Source organism: Lysobacter changpingensis (assembly GCF_017308985.1).
Taxonomy (GTDB): domain Bacteria; phylum Pseudomonadota; class Gammaproteobacteria; order Xanthomonadales; family Xanthomonadaceae; genus Lysobacter_J; species Lysobacter_J changpingensis.
Genome location: NZ_JADWPE010000001.1, coordinates 130,924 through 152,863, shown reverse-complemented (window position 1 = coordinate 152,863; position 21,940 = coordinate 130,924). Strand labels below are relative to the sequence as shown.

The 21,940-nt window shown below is 68.9% G+C and carries 23 protein-coding genes; 7 read left to right on the top strand and 16 right to left on the bottom strand.

The window, feature by feature from the left end:
• Nucleotides 1-4: 4 nt before the first annotated feature.
• Nucleotides 5-1,828: a copper resistance system multicopper oxidase gene (locus tag I4U41_RS00640; protein ID WP_206858724.1), complete on the bottom strand. Its 1,824-nt coding sequence runs from the start codon at nucleotides 1,826-1,828 to the stop codon at nucleotides 5-7.
• Nucleotides 1,829-1,924: 96 nt separating this feature from the next.
• Entirely contained in the window at nucleotides 1,925-2,329 is a 405-nt protein-coding gene (locus I4U41_RS00635) for a CopL family metal-binding regulatory protein (RefSeq protein ID WP_206858709.1), read from the bottom strand.
• 166 nt (nucleotides 2,330-2,495) lie between these two features.
• On the opposite strand from I4U41_RS00635, the gene I4U41_RS00630 reads away from it, so the two are divergent.
• The gene (locus tag I4U41_RS00630) at nucleotides 2,496-3,137 is read left to right on the top strand and encodes a response regulator (protein WP_206858707.1); all 642 of its coding nucleotides are present in this window, start codon (nucleotides 2,496-2,498) and stop codon (nucleotides 3,135-3,137) included.
• 85 nt (nucleotides 3,138-3,222) lie between these two features.
• On the opposite strand, the gene I4U41_RS00625 is transcribed toward I4U41_RS00630, so the two are convergent.
• From I4U41_RS00625 to I4U41_RS00590, 8 genes are all read right to left on the bottom strand, one after another.
• Entirely contained in the window at nucleotides 3,223-3,843 is a 621-nt protein-coding gene (locus tag I4U41_RS00625) for a DUF892 family protein (protein WP_206858705.1), read from the bottom strand.
• A 183-nt stretch (nucleotides 3,844-4,026) separates the two neighbouring features.
• Nucleotides 4,027-4,710, bottom strand: a complete 684-nt coding sequence (locus I4U41_RS00620; RefSeq protein WP_206858702.1) for a MarC family protein — start codon at nucleotides 4,708-4,710, stop codon at nucleotides 4,027-4,029.
• Nucleotides 4,711-4,911: 201 nt separating this feature from the next.
• Nucleotides 4,912-6,426 (bottom strand): FAD-dependent oxidoreductase, encoded by a 1,515-nt coding sequence (locus tag I4U41_RS00615; RefSeq protein ID WP_206858692.1) that lies wholly within the window; start codon nucleotides 6,424-6,426, stop codon nucleotides 4,912-4,914.
• Nucleotides 6,427-6,527: 101 nt separating this feature from the next.
• Nucleotides 6,528-6,935, bottom strand: coding sequence for a hypothetical protein (locus I4U41_RS00610; RefSeq protein ID WP_206858688.1), 408 nt, complete (start codon nucleotides 6,933-6,935; stop codon nucleotides 6,528-6,530).
• Between the two features lie 224 nt (nucleotides 6,936-7,159).
• Nucleotides 7,160-7,624, bottom strand: a complete 465-nt coding sequence (locus tag I4U41_RS00605) for a DUF2269 family protein (protein WP_206858686.1) — start codon at nucleotides 7,622-7,624, stop codon at nucleotides 7,160-7,162.
• Nucleotides 7,605-8,900, bottom strand: a complete 1,296-nt coding sequence (locus I4U41_RS00600) for an SDR family oxidoreductase (protein ID WP_242524934.1) — start codon at nucleotides 8,898-8,900, stop codon at nucleotides 7,605-7,607. The genes I4U41_RS00605 and I4U41_RS00600 overlap by 20 nt, the downstream gene beginning before the upstream one ends.
• Nucleotides 8,901-9,351: 451 nt before the next feature.
• Nucleotides 9,352-9,939 carry a hypothetical protein gene (locus I4U41_RS00595; protein ID WP_242524933.1) on the bottom strand — a complete coding sequence of 196 codons (588 nt, stop codon included), beginning with the start codon at nucleotides 9,937-9,939 and terminating at the stop codon, nucleotides 9,352-9,354.
• A gap of 23 nt (nucleotides 9,940-9,962) precedes the next feature.
• Nucleotides 9,963-10,592 (bottom strand): COG4315 family predicted lipoprotein, encoded by a 630-nt coding sequence (locus I4U41_RS00590; RefSeq protein ID WP_206858684.1) that lies wholly within the window; start codon nucleotides 10,590-10,592, stop codon nucleotides 9,963-9,965.
• A 244-nt stretch (nucleotides 10,593-10,836) separates the two neighbouring features.
• Between I4U41_RS00590 and I4U41_RS00585 the strand changes: the two genes are divergently transcribed.
• The 3 genes from I4U41_RS00585 to I4U41_RS00575 all read left to right on the top strand — a co-directional run bounded on the left by I4U41_RS00585 (nucleotide 10,837) and on the right by I4U41_RS00575 (nucleotide 13,095).
• Entirely contained in the window at nucleotides 10,837-11,067 is a 231-nt protein-coding gene (locus I4U41_RS00585; protein WP_206858682.1) for a hypothetical protein, read from the top strand.
• Between the two features lie 59 nt (nucleotides 11,068-11,126).
• On the top strand, nucleotides 11,127-11,789 hold the full coding sequence (locus I4U41_RS00580) for a DUF4142 domain-containing protein (protein WP_206858680.1): 663 nt from the start codon (nucleotides 11,127-11,129) through the stop codon (nucleotides 11,787-11,789).
• 136 nt (nucleotides 11,790-11,925) lie between these two features.
• Complete coding sequence (locus I4U41_RS00575) at nucleotides 11,926-13,095, top strand: zinc-dependent alcohol dehydrogenase (protein WP_206858676.1); 1,170 nt, start codon at nucleotides 11,926-11,928, stop codon at nucleotides 13,093-13,095.
• A gap of 66 nt (nucleotides 13,096-13,161) precedes the next feature.
• On the opposite strand, the gene I4U41_RS00570 is transcribed toward I4U41_RS00575, so the two are convergent.
• Nucleotides 13,162-14,178: a magnesium transporter CorA family protein gene (locus tag I4U41_RS00570; RefSeq protein WP_206858673.1), complete on the bottom strand. Its 1,017-nt coding sequence runs from the start codon at nucleotides 14,176-14,178 to the stop codon at nucleotides 13,162-13,164.
• Nucleotides 14,179-14,269: 91 nt separating this feature from the next.
• Entirely contained in the window at nucleotides 14,270-14,524 is a 255-nt protein-coding gene (locus tag I4U41_RS00565; protein WP_206858670.1) for a hypothetical protein, read from the bottom strand.
• Between the two features lie 354 nt (nucleotides 14,525-14,878).
• Between I4U41_RS00565 and I4U41_RS00560 the strand changes: the two genes are divergently transcribed.
• The gene (locus I4U41_RS00560) at nucleotides 14,879-17,305 is read left to right on the top strand and encodes a catalase (protein WP_242524932.1); all 2,427 of its coding nucleotides are present in this window, start codon (nucleotides 14,879-14,881) and stop codon (nucleotides 17,303-17,305) included.
• 174 nt (nucleotides 17,306-17,479) lie between these two features.
• Here the strand turns inward: I4U41_RS00560 and I4U41_RS00555 are convergent, their stop codons facing one another.
• Nucleotides 17,480-18,130 carry a DUF6766 family protein gene (locus I4U41_RS00555; RefSeq protein ID WP_206858667.1) on the bottom strand — a complete coding sequence of 217 codons (651 nt, stop codon included), beginning with the start codon at nucleotides 18,128-18,130 and terminating at the stop codon, nucleotides 17,480-17,482.
• Nucleotides 18,131-18,274: 144 nt separating this feature from the next.
• Here I4U41_RS00555 and I4U41_RS00550 point away from each other — a divergent pair, with 144 nt between their 5' ends.
• Nucleotides 18,275-18,799 carry an RES family NAD+ phosphorylase gene (locus I4U41_RS00550; protein ID WP_206858664.1) on the top strand — a complete coding sequence of 175 codons (525 nt, stop codon included), beginning with the start codon at nucleotides 18,275-18,277 and terminating at the stop codon, nucleotides 18,797-18,799.
• Between the two features lie 10 nt (nucleotides 18,800-18,809).
• On the opposite strand, the gene I4U41_RS00545 is transcribed toward I4U41_RS00550, so the two are convergent.
• Genes I4U41_RS00545 through I4U41_RS00535 form a run of 3 tightly spaced genes read right to left on the bottom strand, consistent with a single transcriptional unit; the run spans nucleotide 18,810 to nucleotide 20,798 of the window.
• Nucleotides 18,810-19,211, bottom strand: a complete 402-nt coding sequence (locus tag I4U41_RS00545; RefSeq protein ID WP_206858662.1) for a sensory rhodopsin transducer — start codon at nucleotides 19,209-19,211, stop codon at nucleotides 18,810-18,812.
• Complete coding sequence (locus I4U41_RS00540) at nucleotides 19,198-20,403, bottom strand: D-arabinono-1,4-lactone oxidase (RefSeq protein ID WP_206858658.1); 1,206 nt, start codon at nucleotides 20,401-20,403, stop codon at nucleotides 19,198-19,200. Before I4U41_RS00540 ends, I4U41_RS00545 begins: the two co-directional genes overlap by 14 nt.
• 17 nt (nucleotides 20,404-20,420) lie before the next feature.
• The gene (locus I4U41_RS00535; RefSeq protein ID WP_206858641.1) at nucleotides 20,421-20,798 is read right to left on the bottom strand and encodes a sensory rhodopsin transducer; all 378 of its coding nucleotides are present in this window, start codon (nucleotides 20,796-20,798) and stop codon (nucleotides 20,421-20,423) included.
• A 114-nt stretch (nucleotides 20,799-20,912) separates the two neighbouring features.
• Here I4U41_RS00535 and I4U41_RS00530 point away from each other — a divergent pair, with 114 nt between their 5' ends.
• A complete protein-coding gene (locus I4U41_RS00530; RefSeq protein ID WP_206858638.1) occupies nucleotides 20,913-21,872 on the top strand; it encodes a TIGR03885 family FMN-dependent LLM class oxidoreductase in 960 nt (319 codons plus the stop codon).
• The last annotated feature ends 68 nt before the right edge of the window (nucleotides 21,873-21,940 follow it).

The following is a 21,940-nucleotide window of genomic DNA, read 5'->3' as shown; positions in this document are numbered from 1 at the left end:
GCCTTCATGCGCGCTCCTCCACGCGCACTTCGCGCATCATCCCGGCTTCCATGTGGTAGAGCAGGTGACAGTGGTACGCCCAGCGACCCAGCGCATCGGCGCGCACGCGGTAGCTGCGCTTCGTTCCTGGCGGCATGTCGACGGTGTGCTTGCGCAGGTGGAACTCGCCGGCCTCGTTCTCGACGTCGCTCCACATGCCGTGCAGGTGGATCGGGTGCGTCATCATCGTGTCGTTGACCAGCACGATGCGCATGCGCTCGCCGTAGTTGAGCCGCAGCGGTTCGGCGTCCATGAACTTGAGACCGTTGAACGACCAGGCGAACTTCTCCATGTGCCCGGTGAGGTGCAGTTCGATCGTGCGCGAAGGCTCGCGGCCGTCCGGATCATCGAACAGGCTGCGCATCGCGCCGTAGGTGAGCACCGTGCGGCCGTTGTCGCGCAGGCCGATGCCGGGGTCGTCGAGCTTCGGCGCCGGCGACATCGTCTGCATGTCGATCAGCGGATTGCCATTCTCGCTCGCCGGGTGCGATTGCATGCCGCCGCCGTGATCCATGCCGGCCATGTCGTGACCCATCGCCATGTTGGCGCCGCAGCCGCCTTCCATGCCCTTCATGCCCATGTTCGCGCCGCAACCGCCTTCCGTGCCTTTCGCGCCATGGTTCATGCCGGCGTGGTCCATGCCGCCGTGACCCATGTCGTCCATCGTCAGGATCGGTCGCGGGTCCTGCGCCGGCAGCGGCGCTTCGATCCCGTGGCGCACGGCCAGCGTGCCGCGTGCGTAGCCGGTGCGGCCCATGTCCTGGGCGAAGATCGCGTACGCGTCCTGGCCCGACGGCTCGACGATCACATCGAAGGTTTCCGCCACCGCGATGCGGAATTCGTCCACCGTCACCGGATGGATGTACTGCCCGTCAGCGGCGACCACGGTCATCTTCAGGCCCGGAATGCGCACGTCGAAGTACGTCATCGCCGAGCCGTTGATGAAGCGCAGCAGCACCTTCTCGCCGCTGCGGAACAGGCCGGTCCAGTTGCCCGACGGCGCGGTGCCGTTGAGCAGGTAGGTGTAGGTGTTCGCGTTGATGTCCGACAGGTCGGTCGGCGTCATGCGCATGCGCCCCCACTGGCCGCGGTCGCGCAGCGTCGCCGACAGCCCGTCGCGCGAGACGTCGTCGAAGAAGTCGCCGACCGTGCGCTTATGGAAGTTGTCGTAGCCGGCCATCTTCTTCATGCGCCGGAACAGCGCCGCCGGTTCCAGGTCGGTCCAGTCCGACAGCAGCACCACGTGCTCGCGATCGAACGCGTACGGCGCCGGCTCGCGCGGGTCGATCACGATCGCGCCGTACAGGCCGGCCTGTTCCTGGAACAGCGAATGGCTGTGGTACCAGTACGTGCCCGACTGGCGGATGTCGAAGCGGTAGGTGAACGTCTCGCCGGGATGGATGCCGTCGAAGCTCAGGCCCGGCACGCCGTCCATGCCCGCGGGCAGCAGGATGCCGTGCCAGTGCACCGAACTCTGCACCGGCAGGCGGTTGGCCACGCGCAGGGTAACGGTGTCGCCTTCGCGCCAGCGCAGGATCGGCGCCGGCAGCGAGCCGTTGACCGTCACCGCCGGACGCGTGCGGCCGGTGAAATTGACCGGGGAGGCGTCGATCGCCAGGTCGAACTGCCTGCCGGCCAGCACGGCGGGTGAGTTGGCGCCGGCGACGGACGCCGCGCCTGGCAGATGCCACAGGCCCGCGCCCGTGGCGACGCCGCCGGCCGCCAGGCCGGTGACGAAACGTCGTCGCGACGGCGAGGCCGCGCGACGGCTGGATACATCGGATGTCATGGACTGCTCCGTGCAGATGATCGGAATGCGTGCGCGGGCCGTCCTGCGGCCGTGGCGCTCGCGTCGGGATCGGCGCGCGGGAACGCGCGCCCGGAGTCAGGCGATGGGTGGCCGCAACAGGTTCGGCAACGGTGGCGCGCGGCGATCCGCAACGCCAGGTTGCGCGATTTCGCCACCGGGCGGCGGGCCGGCGGGCAGGGCGACGACCGCCATCGCGGCGGTCGCATGCTGGAGGCAATCGCACACGCACTGCGAGGACTGGCAGCAATCCGGCGCGGCGGAACCGGCCTGGCCGGTGTCGCAGTCGGCGTGCGAATGCTGCGTAACGCCCGTGTTGTCCGGGGTTTCGGCGTCGTGGCAGGGCGACGCGGCCTCGGCTTCGTGCATGGCCATCGCCATCGCGAGATGCGCGACGTGCATGTCCGTGGCCGCCACGGCGTAGCCCGTCCCGTTCAGGACGAGCAGCACGCAAAGCAGCAGGCGGACGGCGAGGCGACGCATGGAAACAGTCTAGCCTGAATGGTCGTCGCGGACGTCACGAAGCCTGAACGGGCGGGTATATACTCCCGCCGAATGCGAGGGCCGACGCCGGCCACCATTCCGAACGGGCTGCTTCGAGGCGCCTTCCGCGAGTGAGCCGCGTTGCAAGTGAAGCTGAGGAGCCCGCTTGGTTTTCCATATCGTTCTCGCCGATGACCACCCGATCGTCTCCAGCGGCGTGCGTGCGCTGCTGGAGCAGAGTCCGGGTTTTCGCGTCGTCGCCGAGGCGACCTCGCCGGACGAGCTGATCCGCGTGCTCGACGGCACCGCCTGCGATCTGGTCGTCACCGACTTCAACATGCCCGGCGAACACGCCGCCGACGGGCTGAGTCTGCTGCAGCTGCTCGGCCGCCGCTGGCCGGACCTCAACATCGTCGTGCTCACCCAGCTCGCCAACCCGGGCGTGCTCAACAACATCGCGCGGCTGTCGAACGTGCGCGGCGTGGTGAGCAAGTCGGATGCGATGAAGGAACTGCCCACCGCGGTGACCGCCGCGACTGCCGGCCGCAGCTACCAGAGTTCCGCGGTGCGCAAGCAGATCGAATCGGCGCAGGGCGAGAGCCCGGATTCGACCACGGCGCTGTCCAAGCGTGAAGCCGAAGTCATGCGCCTGTTCGCGCTGGGGCATACCGTGTCGGAGATCGCCCGCCAGCTCAACCGCAGCGTCAAGACGGTGAGCAGCCAGAAGGTCGAGGCGATGCGCAAGCTCGGGGTGAAGAGCGACCTGGAGTTCTACGCCTACGCGCGCGAGCACGGGCTGGGATCTTGAGGCTGAGGAACGAGTAGGAAGGAACGGGTCGGGAGAGACGTGCTTCCTCCAGGTCCTCGTTCCCGACCACTCGTTCCTCGCACCCTCAGTGCCGCTTGAGCATCTCGTCCCGCGCCTGTTCCGCACGCGAGGCGCCGATCGCCGTTTCGACCTGCTTCACCTCTTCCGGCGGCGGCAGCACGGCCGGGAAGCCGAGCGACTGGATCCACAGTTCACGTGTCCAGCCCTTGGTGTGATAGAGGTGGTGGTCCTCGTCCTTCTCGACGGACTGGTACGCCTGCTTGAGCACGTCGGCGTACTCGGCCTTCGCCTTCAGCGCGACCTGGCCGATCAGTTCCCAGTTCGAATGATCCTTGGTTTCGGCGAGCACCACGCACTCGGCCGCGACGAGTTCGGCCGCCGCGGGCTCGGCGTTCTCGATTGCCATCTCGATGGCGGCAACCAGCGACTGCCCCAGGTGCGCGACCACGGCGCGGCCGGGGCTCTGCTCCTCGGTGTCCATGCCCAGCTGTTCGAACACGCGCGTGAGCACTTCCTCGTGCGTCTGCGTTTCCTCCAGGTATTCCTGGAATTCCTTCTTGAGATCGGGGTTCTGCGCGGCCCGGATCGCCGCGTTGTAGACCTGGATGCCGCCGCGCTCGGTTTCCAGCGCCTGCAGCAGCAGTTCGTGGACCTGGGCCTGATCGAACTTCGAGGTACGTGCCATGGATGGAGTCCTGTCGTGTGGGAGCGTGCGTCCGTTATAGGAATCCGCGCAGCCACGTTGCGTGAAGAATCGCGCGCGCGATCGTTCAAGCGTGCGATGCATCGCATGCGAACGGCGCGAATGTCGGGTTCAGGTTTGTCGCGTCCGCATCACGCATTGTGATGCGCGCGTGCATCGCGCGATTCACGCCGGGCGGCCGAGCAGCTCCGAAACGCCCAGCCACGTGATCTCCACGCCGATGCAGAAAATCACGAAGGCCATCAGGCGCACGGTGATCTGCGTCCCGGTGCCGCCGAGCATGCGGCTCAGCGCGCCCGCGTAGCGCACGCAGACATAGATGCACGCACCGAGCAGCGCGATCGCGCATGCGACCGCGACGATGTGCGTCGCGCGCAGGCCGTCGCCCGGTGAACTCGTGCCCAGCGCGATCGCGACCGCGATCGAGCCCGGACCCACGGTGATCGGCAGCGTGAGCGGAAAGAACGCCTGGTCGGCGAGCGATGCGTCGCCGTGCGCGTCGGGCACCGCATCGACGTTCGCGTGGCCGACCGCCGCAGCGGCCGTGTGGTCCACGCGCGCCGGCGCCTGCAACAGCTTCCAGCCCGCCGCCGCGACGACGAGCCCGCCGGCCACGCGCAGCACGGGAATCGAGATTCCGAAGAACGCGAGCACGTAGGCGCCGACCCAGATCGACACCGTGAGCAGCACCACGCCGTAGAACGCTATCCGCGCCGCGAGGCCCGCGCGTTGTTTGTCGCTGGCATCCGGCACAAGGCTCAGCACCACCAGCGCCGTGCTCGGTGGATTGATCACCGGCAACAGGCCGGTGAACACGACCAGGAAGGCGTGCGCGAAATCGTTCCACATGCGCGGAACCCCGGACGGGCGCGGGCGTGGCGGACAGGGTAGCGCGGGGCGTCGATGTGGCGTGAAGGTGGTCGATCGTTTTCCGGACTGGAGATTCGGGATTCGTGGTTCGCAGGAGCAACACACACGTCATCCCGGCGAAGGCCGGGTCCAGGCATTCCATCCGAAGACCAGCGCAACCGGTCGCGGTGGCCGTTGCGTCTACTCCTTCAACTCCATCCGCCCAAGCGGTTCTCCCGCCGGCCCATTGAGGATCGCTCCCGTCGACGCTTCGAATCGCGAGCCATGGCACGGGCAATCCCACGACTTCTCCTCGCTGCTCCAGTGCACCACGCAACCCAGGTGCGGGCATCGCGCGTTGAATGCGTGCAGCTCGCCATCGCCGCTGCGGTACACCGCAATCCGATGCACGCCGCGCCGCAGCACCGCGCCGCTGCCCAGCGGGATTTCGTCCGTTCTGTCGATCGCTGCCGGCCGCAGCCAGTCGCGGAACTGCAGCGCCGCGTTCGCGTTCTCGCGCACCCATTCGCCCGCCGCGCGCACCGGTTTGCGCGCGGGGTCGTACAGACCGGCCCACGGATTGTCGCGGCCCTGCACCAGGTCGCACACCAGCAATCCGCCGAGCGTGCCGTGGGTGAGCCCGTTGCCGGAATCGCCGGTGATCAGGAACACGTTGTCGTGATCCGGATCGGCACCGATGAATGCCAGCCCGTCGATCGGTTCGATGATCTGCCCGGACCACGCATGCGTGAACGGCCCCGCGTCGGGGAAGCGCTCCAGCGTCCATTCGTGCAGGCGGGCGTACGCGGTCGGATCGTCGTCCTGCCCGGTCTTGTGGTCCTCGCCGCCGACGATGATCCAGTCCGCGCCGTCCTCGTCGCGATACCGGCGGATGTAGTGGTAGGGATCGCCCGTGTCCCAGAACAGCGCGTCGGCGAGATCCGAAGGCGCCGCGCCCGCGACGACGTAACTGCGGTATGGCGCCTGCTTCATGTAGGTCGCGTTGGTGTCGTGCACCGGTACGTCGGTGGCCGCGACCACCGTGCGCGCCGATATCGTGCCGCCGCCGCGCAGCGCGATGCGGCAGGGCGAACCGCCTTCGATGCCCGCCACTTCCGCGCGCACGAACACGCCGCCGGCATCGCGCACTTCGTGTGCTAGCAGCCGCAGGTACGCGGAGATGTCGATTCGCGCCTGGTGCTCGAAACGCAGCATCGGCCCGAGCATCCCGGGCGCCCGCGCGCCGGCGTCGATCATCGCGACCTCCAGGCCGGCTTCGGTCGCTGCTTCGAGTTCCTTCTGCAGCACCGATACATCGCCGTCGTGCGTGAACAGATACCCGGGAATGCGCTTGAAACCGCAATCGTGCACGCCGTCGCGGCAGAGCGATTCGATCCAGTCGATCGCAGCCGCGTGGCTTGCTGCCGCGAGCCGCGCGCCGTCCTTGCCGTGCTGTCGCGCGAGCGTGTAGTAGCGGTCGTCGAGCGCGTTCGACAGGTGCGCCGAGGTGCGCAGGGTTTCGCCGGCGCCGATGCCTTCGCGTTCGATCACCGCGACGTGCCGGCCCTCGCGCAGCAGCGACAGCGCCGTGGTAAGGCCGGCGATGCCGGCGCCGACGACGGCCACGTCCAGCGACTTCGCCTTGTCGGGCACGGACCAGCCGCCCGGCGGCGCGTCGATGGATTTCCAGACGGGAAGGGTGCGTGCAGTGCTCATGCGCGGACTCCCGGTGATCGGCGGATGAGTCCGATGCTCGGCGATGCGCGGTGAAGCAACGGCGAATGCGCGTTTCGTTCACGCCCGCATGGCCGGACGCGTCACCCCGGTTCGCCCGTCACCGGCCAGACGCCGTGCGAGGCGGCTTCGACCTCGTCGATCCGCGCCATCGCGATCCGCAGCATCGCCTCGCGGGCGCGCGTGCCAGCCGCGGCGCGCGACAGCCCGGTCAGGTGAAGCGTCGCGAGGCAACGGCTGGGCGAGGTGGTCGATGCGATCGTCGCCTTGCCGCTCCACGGGTCGGCGACATCGAGCCGGTCGAGCACGATCGTCACGCGATAGCCACGATGGATCGCCGCCGGCGCGCACACGATCGCCAGCGCATCGGTGTTCGCCCAGCGCTGGCGCGAGCATGCGTTCGCGCGGTACGCGCCGACGCGCGCAAGTCGCGAGACGATGCGACCACGCGCCGCGGCCTGCCGCCGCGTTCGCGCCGTCGTCACTTTCATCGATACGGTTACTTCCATCGGGCTTCACTCTCCACAACTCATCGCTCGTGTAGCCCGGGTAAGCGAAGCGCACCCGGGAAATGCCGCTCGGCAGACCCATGCATGACTCCGCAAATAAACTCCCGCAAGTCCCATGCCAGCGCGCAGCGGGCTCTACACGGGACGGACGATCGAGCGAAACGCCCGAATTTCCCGCACCCGGAACATCTTTCCACCGCGAGCGCTCAGGCCGGCCGCGCCACCATCAGGTAGAAGATCACCAGGAAACTGATCAGCGCAGGCACGCCCAGTGCGGCCCATGCGCCGAGATAGCCGTCGTAACGCAGCGGCAGCGGTTCGTTCTTCGCCGCCGCTTCCACCGCCATGTCGCGCAGCCGCATCTGCAGCCAGACCACCGGCAGCCAGCACAGCGCGGCGATCGCGAACAGCACGATCGACCAGTACAGCCACGGCGACGTGAGCGGATATCCGAGCCGATGCGCGAGGTAGAGCCCGCTGATCGGCTGGAAGACGATGGTGGTCGCCGTGAAGATCCAGTCGGCGACGACGACATAGCGCGAGATCGCGGCGATCACGCGCACGTCGCGCGCGCGGCTGGCGACCAGCAGGTAGAACGCGGTGCCCACGCCCGTGCCGAACAGGAACGTCGACGACAACACGTGCAGGTACTTAACGACGATGACGTCCATGCGGTGCGTCCAGTTCGCGGGCCAGTACTATCGCCGCCAGCAGCGGCAGGTTCTTCAGGATCGGGCCGTACGGATGCGCCCATTGTTCGGGCAGGAAGATGGTGATGATCACGGTGTAGGCGGCGATCAGCAGCAGCTGCAAGGTGTACGACAGCCGCCGCCATCGCGGCGCGAAGAGCATCAGTCCGAGCAGCGCATCCAGTGCGGCGGCGCCGTACAGCGCGATGCTCGCGACGTCGCCGTGCAGGCCGGTGCGCGCGAGCAGCGCCAGGCTGTCGCGCACCGGATAGACGAACGCCGAGACGAACGCGGTTCCCAGCCACATCGCTATCAGCGACAGGCGCAACAGCGGGCGCAGCCAGTGCAGGGTGGCGGCGCGTCGGAGTCGGGCGCGGTTGCCTTCGTCGACGAAGGTGTCGACGTCGCGCGGCTCGCGTCCGAGCAGGTGGGTGAACGGCGCCGCCGCCGCGGTGGAGCCCGCTTCGAGCATCCGCATCGTCTCGCCCGACAGCCACGGGCTGAAGCGTCCGAACGCGTGAGACATCGCGCGCAGCAGACGCAGGGGAATCGTCATGAAGACGCCACGCGCGCCCAGCGCATCGCGCAGGGTCGCCAGGTAATGCCGCAGCGTGATCGCGCGTGGCCCCACGGCCACCAGCTCGGACGGTACGTTCTCCGTTTCCACGAGGCGCACGATCGCCTGCGCGAGGTCGTCGAGGTGCACCGGCTGGATCGGCTGTCCGCCGCCGCCGGGAAGCGGGCTCAGCGGCAACACGGCGAGCGCCGCGAACCATTGCGTGCTCGGCCCCTCGGGCGAGAAGACCAGCGACGGCCGCACGATCGTGCTTTCGATCTTCAGCGCCGCCAGTTGCGCGTCCGCGCGGCCCTTCGACGACAGGTACGCCTCGTCGCGATACGGGCTGGCACCCAGCGCCGACACCTGGATCACGCGCCGCACGCCGGCCAGTTCCGCCGCGCGGAACAGCGCCACCGGCCCCTTCACGTGCACTGCATCGAAACTCTGGCCTGCTTGCTCGGTGAAGATGCCGACGGTGTTGATCGCCACGTCCACGCCGCGCAGGTAATCGGACCAGGGCGTCGCCTCACTCCCGGGCGCATCGCCGAACTGGCCGTGCACCACCTGTGCGTGCGGCCAGCGCGCACGCGCCGTCTCCACATCGCGCACGACGAGCACGAGTTCATGCCCCGCATCCGAAAGACGCCGCACCACCGCGCTTCCGATCAGGCCGGTCGCTCCGGTCATCAGCACGCGCATGAACGCCTCCGGCCGCGCATCGTGCGCTGGCTGGTTCGAACGCTGGTGTCGGGCTCGATCGCGAGCATCGCGTCAACCGTGGCGGTGGCGCTGCATTCTCGCGCGCGGACGGGCAGGGCGGCCAGCGGCGTCAACGCGACCAGCCACTGGGCATGGGGCGAGCGCGCGATGTTCCGGCACGACACCAACCTGCGCCACACCGCGCTGGGTTACGGCATCCACCACGCGAGCTCGATGTGGTGGGCTTCGATGTTCGAAGCCTGCGCGCATCGCAGGCCGCCGCGCACGGTGGCGGCGCTCGCCGCCGCGACGGCGGTGACGGCGTACGTCGTCGATTACCACGTCGTGCCGCGCCGCCTCACGCCGGGCTTCGACCGTCATCTCTCCGCGACCGGAATGGTGTCGGCGTACGCGGCCTTCGGTGCGGGCCTGGTGGTGGCGCATCTGCTGTTCAGGCGCGTGCGGCATCGCGATTCCCATGCGCCACGCGCCATGCGGCGCGGAATTCCAGCAGCGCCGGCGCAATGCACAGCACCAGCGCAGGCAACAGCACCATCGCCCACGTCGATGGCGGAAGCGGCGACTGACGGAAGCTGAGTGACCACTGCGTCGCCGGCGCACGCCACGCAAGCCACGCCGTTGCGACCAGGCCGACCCACGGCGCGACGTCGAGCACGCTGTGCAGGTGCTGTTCGACGGGGCGGATGATGCGTCCCGAATCGAAGGCGGTGCGCGTGTCGCGCCAGCCCGCCCAGGCGTGCGCGATGACGATCGCGGCGAGGATCGCCGCCAGTCCCGCCGTGCTCTCCAGCGCCAGCCACATCACCACGCCCGCGCCGCACAGCGCGAGTTGCAGCAGGTGCAGGCGCGATTCGGCCAGGCCGGAGGTCGCGGGCAGGTGGGTCGCGCGATGGCAGGCGAAATCCAGGCAGCCGGCGATCGTCCACAACCAGTAGAGCACCAGCGCGCCCCACACCAGCAGCGTGCGTGCGTCGGCGTCGTGGCTCGCGGCGATGGCGGAGAGCGCGGCGGTCGGCATGATCGCCCCGGTCGTGGGCGTCGTCAGGTGTTTCCCGGCGATCCAGCGGCGTCCGCCTTCGGCGGATCCGGAAGCGGTTTGCCGGCCGCGTCGAGCAGGCTCCAATGGCCCCACTGGTCGCGCACGCCGTGGCCGCCGGTGCGTCCCGCGCCGGTGTCGGCGTTGTAGCGGTACAGCGGCTTGCGATCGTAGGTGACCTGCGTGGTGCCGTCCGGACGACCGACCGTGCCGAGCAGGTCCGCACGCAGCCCTTCGCCCACGCCGCTGCGCGCGTCCGTGGTCAACAGCGGCGGCCACACCTGCGTGCAGGCTTCGTCGCAGCGATTGCCGTTGACGTCGCCTTCCAGCGCGTACACGGCCGAGCCGGCGGAGTTCACCAGATAGGCGTTGCCCGGAGATGCAGCAGCGCCGCCCTGCGCCTGCGGCTGCGTGCGTGCGAGCGCGAGCACCGGCCCGTTCGCCGGATCGGACGCCGACGGCGTCGCACCGCCCGGCGTCGGCTGTGTCGTCTGTGCCGGCTGCGGCGTGGTGGGCTCGCGTTCGGTCGTGGCGCCGGGCGTGTCGGTGGCGCCGTCGACGCGGTCGCGGCAGGACGTCGCCGCGAGCGCGGCGGCAACGAGGCAAAGCGTGGCGAAGCGGGCGGCGACGTGCATGCGATGGTTCCCGGTCGTGATCGCCCGTGCATACCGCCGCGCCGGTGAAGCGTTCGTGCACGTGCTGAACGGCGTGTCCGCAGGTCCCATCCACCCGCGCGATGCGCGAATGCTGCGTTCGCAAGGAAGCTTTTTCGCGCCGACGCCCCGTAGAGGCCGCCACGACGCGTCGCGGCGATGGCACGACATTTGCGGGACTGCACTTGTCGGCAGCATGCGAACGCGAGCTTCGCGGGAGGACCACATGGCCACTCGGATGATCAGCTACAGCCAGCTGGTGGCCGTCATCGGCGAAGGCGCGCGCGAGATCTACGGCGCCGACTGGACGACGGCCGAGCGCGCCGCGGCGGCGCTGTGGAAATCCTACGAACAGGCCACGGGCCTGTCGTGGGAAGAGGTCGAGCCCGACGTGCACGCCGCATGGGAACGCGCGAGCCTGCGCCCGCCCACCGGCGGCTCGTTGCGGATTCACTGAATGCCTTCGACGAACCGGCATCGCAGGAATCGCAAGTCACTTCCAACCAGGACATCGACATGAACCACGCATTGAAGCTCTCCTTCGCGATCGCACTGGCGCTTGTCGCCATCAGTGGCTGCAGCCGCGACTACGACACCACCGCCGACGACGCCGCGCGGACGGACACGCCGGCCGCCGACGCGACCACACCATCCGCCGATGCCACCGGTGCCGCTCCCACCACCGCCCCGGAGCCCGGCACCGCACCGTCCACGCCGAACGCGCCGGCCACTGGCGCGCTCACGCAGGGCCAGGCGGTCGCGCTGGTCGGCGCGGTCGACAAGCACGAGATCGCGGCGGCCGAACAGGCGCGCGGCAAGAAGGTCACCGGCGAGGTGCTCGATTTCGCGAACCTGCTGCATCGCGAGCATTCGACCAACCTGCAGGCGGGCGAGAAGCTCGGAATGAGCGAGACCAGCCCGGAGGTCACGGCGATGGAGGAGAAGGGACGCTCCGAACTCGCCACGCTCGACCAGCAGACCGGCAAGGACTACGAGAAGGCCTACATCGACGCGATGGTGAAAGGCCACCAGGAAGCGCTGTCGCTGATCGACGATCGCCTGCTCCCGGCCGCGCAGGACGCCAACGTGCGCGCGTTCCTCACCAACTCGCGCGAACACGTCGCGATGCATCTGGAGCGCGCGAAGTCGCTGCAACAGAACGCCGGCGCGACGCAGTGACGCGGCGCCTCCGCGCGACCGCCGCGACGGCGTTGCGCCGTCGCGGTGAAGCGCTTTCGTCCCCGGCCCGTTCGCAGCCGCTGCGGCTGCGCGGCCGGGCGCCGCGTATCGATGAATCGACGACCAGGAGCTGTGAATGAAAGCACTGACATGGAATGGTTCCTTCGACGTGCGCGTCGAGAACGTGCCCGATCCGGCGATCGTCGACGACACCGACCTCCTGCTGCGTGTCACCGCGACCGCGATCTGCGGTTCGGACCTGCACCTGTATCGCGGCAAGGTGCCGGGCATGAAGGACGGCGACATCCTCGGCCACGAGTTCATGGGCATCGTCGAGGACGTCGGCCCGGGCGTCACGCGCGTGCGTCGTGGCGACCGCGTCGTGGTTCCGTTCACGATTTCCTGCGGCGACTGCTTCTTCTGCAGCCGCGCGCTCTTCGCCGCGTGCGAGCGCACCAATCCCGATCGCGGCGCGATCCTCAACAAGAAGGACGTGCGCTCCGGCGCCGGCATGTTCGGTTACACGCACCTGTACGGCGGCTACGCGGGCGGGCAGGCGGAGTTCGTGCGCGTGCCGCACGGCAACGTCGGGCCGCTGGTGATTCCCGACAGCACGCTCGGCGACGAACAGGTGCTGTTCCTGTCCGACATCCTGCCCACCGGCTACCAGGCGGTGATCAACGCGGCGGTGGGGCCGGGGTCGTCGCTGGCGATCTTCGGCGCGGGGCCGGTCGGCATGATGGCCGCCGCGAGCGCGCGGCTGCTCGGCGTCGAGCGCATCTTCATGGTCGACCACCATCCGTACCGGCTGCAGTTCGCGCGCGACACTTACGGCGTGGAGACGATCGACTTCGACGAGGAAGAGGACCCCGCCGAGCGCATCGTCGCGATGATGGACAACCGTGGCGTGGACGCCTCGATCGAAGCGGTGGGGTTCGAGGCCAAGGGCAGCAAGCTGGAAACCGCGATGACGACGCTGAAGCTGGAAGGCTCCAGCGGCAAGGCGCTGCGCCAGTGCATCGCGGCGACGCGGCGTGGCGGCGTGGTGAGCGTGCCGGGCGTGTACGCGGGCTTCATCCACGGCTTCCTGTTCGGCGACGCGTTCGACAAGGGCCTCACGTTCCGCATGGGCCAGACCCACGTGCAGCAGTACATGCCGCAGTTGCTGGAGCACATCTCCAACGGCGAGCTGCACCCGGAGATCATCATCAGCCACCGCATGCCGCTGTCGGACGCACCGAGGGGATACGAGGTCTTCGAGAAGAAGCAGGAGGATTGCCGGAAGGTGGTGCTGTATCCGGATTGAGAAGGCGGAGGAGCGAGAGGTGAGTGGAGCGCTGCTCGCTTCTCGCTCTTTTCACTCACTCCTGCTTCACAACCACTTGCGCCACCACGCCAGCGTGAACCCCACCGTGGCCAGCGCCCCCATCCCGCAGATCGCCACGACGAACCCGGTCAGCCCCGTATCGAAGAACGGCGCCTTGAAGTTCATTCCCAGCACGCCGGCGACCACCGCCAGGCTGCCCGTGACCGCCGTGAGGATCGTCAGCACGCGCATGATCGCGTTGGTGCGCAGCGCGGTCTGGTTGCTGAACAGTTCGAAGGAGCCGATCACCACGTCGCGCGCGTTTTCCACCGCTTCCATGGCGCGCTGGTAATGCGTGTCGACGGTCTGGAAGTGGCGGTTCACCTCGCCGTCGGCGGTGGGGCGGAAGTCGGGCCGCGCGATCGCCGAGAACACCGTCCGATGCGCCGACAGCATCCGCCGCAGGCGCGATGCGGCCTTGCGCAGACCGCGCAGGTCGCCGAGACAGTGGCGGCGACTCTCGTCGAGGATGTCGTTCTCCAGCCGCTCGTCCGCGCTCTCGAAATCGGCGACCGCTTCGAAGTACGTGTTCAGGTGCCAGTCCAGCAGGGACGCGGTGAAGCTGTCCGCACTGAGCATGCCCAGGCCGGGATCGTCGCTTTCGCGCTCGCGCAGTTGCTTGAGGAATTCCACCGGTTCCTGGTGCGCGGTGACGACGAAGTTCTTCCCCGTGAGGATCGACACCACCGTGCCGTTGTAGGCCAGGTCACCGTCGTTGCGCACCGCCACCACGCGCACGAAGAACACGCCGTTGTGCACGCGCAGTTCCGGACTTGCGCTGCGGTCGGCGAAGTCGCGCAGGCTCTCGCCGGCCAGTCCCAGCTGCTCGAACGCCTGCTCGATGCAGGCATCGCCACCGCCTTCCAGGTCGACCCAGAGCAGCTGGTGTTCTTCCAGCTTCGGAAGGTCCACCGCGTGCAGCTCGATGTCCTCGACCTTGCCATTGCCGTCGAACAGGCGGATGTCGAGGGAACCGGTGTCGAGCGGGCCGTCGGGCGAGCCGGGAGTTTCCTGCGTGGGCATGCGAAACCGCAGCGCGTGGGGAACACGCCACGAATCTGCTGGGCACGGCGTCTCCCCGGCGTGAGCGCGCCGGGGCCGGTGCCGCGTCCGTTCAGCGGGTGGAGCGGTAAGGCTCGTCGGTGTCGCGTACGCGCCGGTCGATCACCCGGCTGCCGCGTTCGCGCGCGCCCGCGCGGCCTTGGTCGTGGGCGAGGGCGCAAACGACCTGTCCGGAATTCATGTTCGATCGCAGCCACCAGGTGCTGCTGATGCCACTGGGTGCGATCAGGCGGAGCCGGCAGCGTCCGTCGGCGGTGGCGGGCTCGGCATAGATGCGCCAGCCCTTCGGCAATTCCCCTGCGTGCATGAAGTCCCCTCGTCGGCCCTGTCGAGCAGGCTGTCGCAAGGCGCATGCCAGCGGCGTCGATCGCGCCCGATGCTTCGTTGCGCAGGCGCATGACGCAGGCGACGTGGAAGCGGACGCGGGCGCGGAAGAAACTTCGACGCGGAGCGAAGAAGTGGCGCATGCACGGGTGGGCGGCGCGAGCGGATGAATCGGCGACGGGCACGCCGTCTTCGCCAACATGAACATCGATGCGCCGCGCACGACGCAACGTCCACTTCGCAGACGTCAAGCTCCGGCGAGGTCAGGGCGCGCCGTGCGTTTTCCTGTCCGCACGCCCCTGCGTCCACACGCGCCAGCATCGAAGGAGAACACTTCATGGCCAGCCGGAAGAAGACCGCCCCGACCAAGACCTCCGCACGCAAGTCCGCGACGAAGAAGAACGTCGGCTCGCGCGCCGCGCGCCACGCGCCGACCGACAGCGGCCCGGCGAAGATGTCCGGCGGCGCCGACGATCCGCTCGTGCAACAAGGCCTGGACGTGCAGGCAGCTGCGGCCACGTTCGACCACAATCCGACCAAGGCCGCCGAGTACGGCCGCGACAACGCGCTCGCGCCGCCGGAAGGCGCGCACGTCGTGCCGACGCCGCTCGCCAGCGCAAGCACGCTCAGCGAAGCGCAGCAATCGCCCAAGACCGGCACGCAGGCGCAGCCGGGCACCAATCCCACCGTGGGCCCGCTCGATCGCGTGCGCGTGGATTCGGGCGGGCAGTTCCTCACCACCAACCAGGGCGTGCCGATCGCGCAGAACCAGGATTCGCTGAAGGCCGGCCTGCGCGGCCCCGCGCTGCTGAAGGATTTCATCCTGCGCGAGAAGATCACCCACTTCGACCACGAGCGCATCCCCGAGCGCATCGTGCACGCGCGCGGCTCCGGCGCGCACGGCTTCTTCGAGTGCTACCGCTCGCTGCGCCGGATCACGCGCGCCGCGCCGTTCCAGGAGGACGGCAAGATCACCCCGGTGTTCGTGCGCTTTTCCACCGTGGCGGGCGAGCGTGGATCGAAGGACACCGCGCGCGACGTGCGCGGCTTCGCGGTGAAGTTCTACACCGACGAAGGCAACTGGGATCTGGTGGGCAACAACATGCCGGTGTTCTTCATCCAGGACGCGATGAAGTTCCCCGACCTGGTGCATGCGCTCAAGCCCGAGCCGCACCACGCGATGCCGCAGGCCGCCTCCGCGCACGACACGTTCTGGGACTTCGTTTCGCTGATGCCCGAATCCACGCACATGCTGCTGTGGCTGATGAGCGACCGCGCCATCCCGCGCAGCTTCCGCATGATGCAGGGCTTCGGCGTGCATACGTTCCGCTTCGTCAACGAGGCGGGCGAATCGCGGCTGGTGAAGTTCCATTGGACACCGCGGCTGGGCACGCACTCGCTGGCGTGGGACGAGGCGGTGAAGATCGCTGGCGCCGATCCGGACTTCAACCGGCGCGATCTGTGGGAAGCGATCGAGGCCGGCGAGTTCCCCGAGTACGAACTCGGCGTGCAGGTCTTCACCGAGGAACAGGCGAACAAGTTCAGTTTCGACGTGCTCGATTCGACCAAGATCGTGCCGGAGGAACTGGTGCCGGTGGAGCCGATCGGGCGAATGGTGCTCAACCGCAACCCGGACAACTTCTTCGCCGAGACCGAGCAGGTCGCGTTCTGCACCGCGCACGTGGTGCCCGGCATCGATTTCACCAACGATCCGCTGCTGGCGGGGCGCATCCATTCGTACGTCGACACGCAGCTGCTGCGCCTGGGCGGGCCGAATTTCCACGAGATCCCGATCAACGCGCCCGTCGCGCAGGTGCACAACAACCAGCGCGACGGGTTCCATCGCCAGGCGATCCATCGCGGTCGTGTTTCATACGAACCCAACAGCCTCGGCGGCGGATGTCCGTTCCAGGCGGGAACGGCGGGCTTCGTGTCGTTCCCCGAGCCGCTGCGCGGTGAGGAACTGCGCGGCCGGCCGGAGAAGTTCGCCGAACACTACAACCAGGCGACGCTGTTCTACGAGAGCCAGAGCGAGCCGGAGAAGGCGCACATCGTCGGTGCGTTCCGCTTCGAGCTGAGCAAGGTGACGGTGCCGGCGGTCCGCGAACGCATGGTGGCGAACCTGATGAATGTGTCGCGCGAGCTGGCGACGTCGGTCGCGGCGGGGCTTGGCATGGGGCCGGTGGAACCGACACCGCGCGCACTCGCCCGCGTGCCGCGCGCGGAAGTGCGGCAATCGGCGGCGTTGTCGCTGCTGGCGCATCCGGGCGATGGCGGCATTCGTTCGCGGAAGATCGCGCTGCTGGTGTGCGATGGCGTCGCCGGTGCACCGCTGGCCGCGGTGCAGCGGGCGCTGTTCGACGCCGGTGCGGTGCCGCGCCTGGTCGGCCAGCGCATCGGTCCGTTCATCACCGCCGAGGGCGAAACGCTGCAGGCGGACGCCTCGATGGAGAACGAACCGGCGCCGCTGTTCGACGCGCTGGTACTGCCCGACGGCGAGCGGGCGATCAAGGTGCTGGCGGTCGATGGACGCGCGGCGGAGTTCGTCAAGGAACAGTATCGCCACTGCAAACCGATCCTCGCGCTGGGCGCTTCCACGACGCTGCTGGAAGGCGCGGGGGCCTCGCGCGTGTTGCCGGACGGCAGCGAGGACCCGGGCATCGTGCATGGCGATGGCGAGGATGAGGAGACGATCGCGGCGTTCATCGACGCGGTGTCGCAGCATCGGCATTGGGTGCGGGAGACGGATCCGCCGATGGTGTGAGGGTTGCCGAAGACGGGCGCCTGCTGTCGTAGCCCGGGTAAGGCGAAGCCGTACCCGGGTGCTTTTGCTCGTCTCGTGCTGGTGCACATTCAAGGGATCATCAACGCCAACGCGCCGCCGCCCCTCGCCCCAACCCCTCTCCCGTGGGGAGAGGGGCTGACAACCACGCCGTCCTCACGTCCCCGTCTGCGAATGCGGGGCCTCCACCGGCTTGCTCTGCGGCGAGCCGTCCTGGCGCAGCCAGATGCTCAGCAGCACCAAAGCGAGCACGGCCAGGAATTCCGACTGCCAGTTCTGGAACGACTCGAACCAGAACTGCGACTCCGTCAGGTAATCCATCAGCGGGATCGGCGCCTCGCCGCGCAGCGCACGCTCGGCCAGTTCGCGCCGCCAGCTACCCGACAGGTGCAACACGAACGACATCGCGAACATCAACCCGAACGCGATCGCCAGCGAATGCCCGTACAGCGTCCGCCAGATCCCGCCCGCGCGCACCGGCCACGGCGTCGGGCCCGGGTCGACCGTGGGCTCGTCCTCCTCGGGCGGTTCCATCGGCCGCGATTCCGCCGAGCCGCGCTGCCGCAGCGACACCGTCAACAGCACGTACATGCCCATCTGCAGGAACTCGCTTTCCCAGTTCTCGAAGACCGACGACACCAGATGGCCGCTGGTCAGGTACGCGGCCAGCGTCAGCGGCGCGCCGCCTTCGCGCACCAGTTCCTCGTTGTAGACCTTGTGGCCGGTGAGCACCTGGCCGACGAGCGGCACCAGCAGGCAGGCGAGCAGCACCAGCGACAACCCGTTGTTCCTCAGGAATTCGCGCATCGTCTCCAAGCCTCCTGGTCCAGGCCGCTCAGCGTAGGGGCCCGCGCGTGGCGCTTTCGTAAACGAACGCCGCCGCGAGCGTCCACGCGCGGTCGACGCCGGCCGCGCGATCCTGTCGCGACCACCGCCGGCCACAGACCCACGATGGGCGACAGGCACCCGCACGAACGAACGCAGCGAAGCGGCCACGACGCGGGGGAGCCGATGCTGCGCCTGTACCGCGTGGTCGCGGAGAAGGATGCGGACACGGCGTTCTCCCGCGAAGGCGCCTCCGGCGGCGGTCGCTGGACGACCACGGGAACCCCGGTGGTGTACGCATCCTCGTGCTGCTCGTGCGCGATGCTGGAGTTCCTCGCGCATCTGGACGGCGAACCGGAGGAGACGCTGTTCCTGGTCGAGGCGACGATCCCGCGTGAACGCGCGCGGCACGCGCCGTCGCTTCCGCCGGACTGGCACGAGCGCCCGTACCGCGCGCACGTGCAGGCCATCGGCGATGCGTGGGTGCGCTCGCACGAATCGCTCGCGCTGCTGGTGCCCAGCGCCATTTCGCCGACGGAGCACAACGTGCTCGTCAACGTGGCGCATCCGGAGGCGGCCTCGCTGGAGGAAGTCCGCCGCTCGCCGCTGCACCTGGATTCGCGCCTGTGGCGGCGCGAAGGCGAGGGCTGACGTCCGTGCTTCAACCGCAGGCGAACGCCATCGCCATGAATCCCGCGTTCGCCGCCTGACGCGTATCGCAGCGGCCGAACTGCACCACCACCGGCACATCGCTGTCGAACACCAGCGAGTACGCCTCGCCCAATCGCACCGCCTCGGGAAAGATCAGGTCGTTCACGCGCAGCTGGCGCATGCGCTGCGGCGCGACGGCGACGCGGAACGGGCCGACGATTTCGTGCATCGCGTAGACGACCCGCACGCGAACGTGCGCGATCGCATCGTTGGCGTTGAGGATGGCGAACACGTCGCGGCTGGTGAACTCCGGCTCCGGTCCGGTCGAATCCGTCGGGATGCAGCCGGCGGACACGGCCCAGCGCAGGCGTCCGATCGGAGCGGGATGCGGCGCGGCATCACGCGCGGCCATCGTCCACCTCCAGCAGTCGCCGCAGCGGCGCGCCCATGAACGCCCTGCGCGGATCGAGCACGGCGCGCACCTGCGCGAAGGCCGCCCATTGCGGATACAGCGGCGTGAGGCCGGCCGCGTCCATGCCGTGTTTCTTCGCCCAGTGGGGACGCCCGCCGTGATCGCGGAAAACCGGCTCCATGTCGTCGAAGAACGCGCGCCAGGGCAGGGTGCTGTTCTGGTGCAGCGAGATCGTCACGCGATCGCCTCCGTGGCACGGACTGAGCAGCGCGTCGTCGCCCGCCACCGTCCGCACCAGCACGCGCCAGCCGACGACGTGTCGCCAGCGCGACCGCATCCGCCGGCGCACCCGGTCGAAGCACGCGCGCCATGCGTCGGCCGGCAGCGCGTACTCGCATTCCTCGAACCGGTGCGGAATGCCGCTGTGCGTGGGGATCACGTCGTACGGCGCGCCGCCGCGCACTTCGAGCAGGCGCGCGCCGGGCAGGCTCACCGTGCCGCCGCCGGCGACGTTGACCATGCGCAGCTTCACGTCGTCGCGCCTGGGATACCAGTAGAAGTCGAAGGAACGGTTGCGCCGCGCGAGGTCGTCGAACATCGCCAGCGCGTGGTCGGTGTGCACCGCGAACTCGCGTCGTTCCACGTCGGCATAGGGCTCCAGCTGCAGCGTGACGCGGGTGAAGATGCCGAGTGTGCCGAGCGCCACCTTCGCCGCACGCAGGCGTTGCGGATCGTGCTCGTCGATCGTGTTCAGCCGGCCCTGCGCATCGACCAGTTCCGCCGCCACGAGCATGTCCGACAGGTTGCGCAGCTCCAGTCCGGCGCCGTGCGTGCCGGTGCCGATCGCGCCGCCGATGGTCTGCGTCGCGACGTCGCCGAAGTTGGGCAGCATCAGGTCGTGCGAATAGAGCAGCTCGCCGAGTTCCTTCAGCTGCGTGCCGGCGCGGACGGTGGCGCGCCGCGCGGTGGCATCCACCGACACCAGGCCGCGAAGCTGCCCGGTCGACACCAGCGTGCCGTCGACTTCGACCACGCCGCTGGAGGAATGCCCGGTGCCGACCGCGCGGATCGGCCAGTCGTCGGGAGCGAGCGTCGACAGCGCCCGGCGCAGTTCGTCCTCGTCCGGAGGCTGCAACCATCGGCGCGGATGGTTGACGATGCTGCCGGACCAGTTGCTCCAGTGCGTCGCCATGCCATGCCGCGCGCGATTCATCCCTGTCCGAAGGCGATGGTGCTCATCAGCGCGTTCTCGGCCTGGCGCGAATCCAGCCGCGTGTGCTGCACCACGATCGGCACGTCGGATTCGATGACGCTCGCGTACGGCGTGTCGCGCGGAATGGGTTCGGGATCGTCGAGCTCGTTGAAGCGCAGATGCTTCGTGCGGCGCGCCGGCACGGTGAGTTCGTAGGGGCCGACCGGGTCGCGGTCCTCGTAGTACACATGGATGCGGACGTTCGCCGCTTCGTCGGTCGCGTTCAGGATGCAACAGGCTTCGTGGCTTTCCAGTTCCGGCGCCGGCCCGTTGCTGCGGCCGGGAATGTAGCCTTCGGCGATGGCCCACCGCCGGTGTCCGATCTTCGTGTCCATGAATGCGATGTAGCACGCGTGGCGGCAAGGGCGTGTCACGGGCGCGCGATGGCATCGCGTTCACGCCGCGCGCGTAGGCTCGATGGCGAAAGCGCATGGCGCGAAGGCACACGCATGTCCCGCATCGGATTCCACGCATCGCACGAACAGTTTCCGCCGGGCGAGCTGCTCGAACTCGTCGCGCGCGCGCGGGAAGCGGGCTTCGACGGGATGATGTGTTCGGACCATTTCCATCCGTGGAGCCGCGCGCAGGGGCACAGCGGCCATGCGTGGAGCTGGCTCGGCGCGGCGATGGCGCGCACGGATGCGACGTTCGGCGTGGTCAATGCGCCGGTCGGGCGCTACCACCCGGCGGTGATCGCGCAGGCCGCGGCGACGTTGGCGTCGATGTTTCCCGGGCGATTCTGGATGGCGGTGGGCAGCGGCGAAGCGCTGAACGAATGCATCACCGGCGAGGAATGGCCATCGAAGGACGCGCGCAATCGTCGGTTGCTGGAGGCGGTGGAGGTGATGCGCGCGCTCTGGCGCGGCGAGACGGTGAACCATCGCGGTGCGTTCCGTGTTTCGCATGCGCAGCTGTTCACGCGGCCCGGGGCGCCGCCGGACGTGCACGTCGCCGCGCTGTCGCCGGAGACCGCGGCATGGGGCGCCGGCTGGGCCGACGGGCTCATCACCATGAGCCAGCCGATGGAGACACTGCGGCCGATCGTCGAGGCGTTCCGCGCGAACGGCGGCGAGGGCAAGCCGGTGATCCTGCAGGTGAAGCTGTCGTACGCGCGTTCGGAGGACGACGCGCTGCGCGGCGCGCACGAGCAGTGGCGCACGAACGTCCTGGAGGCGGACCTGTCGGAAGACCTGTGCACGCCGCAGGCGTACGAGGCGCTGGGCGAACAGGTGGCGCCGGAGAAGGTCGCCGAAGCGGTGCACGTGTCGGCCGATCCCGCGCGGCACGTGCAGTGGTTGCGCGAATACGCGTCGCTCGGGTTCGATGCGTTGTACCTGCACAACGTGAACCGGTGGCAGCGGGAGTTCGTGGAGGTGTTCGGGCGGGAGGTGTTGCCGCGGCTGCGGTAGCGTGTGCGCTTTTGTAGCCCGGGTAAGCGGAGCGCACCCGGGTGAGCGTGACAGGCCCCCGGGTGCGC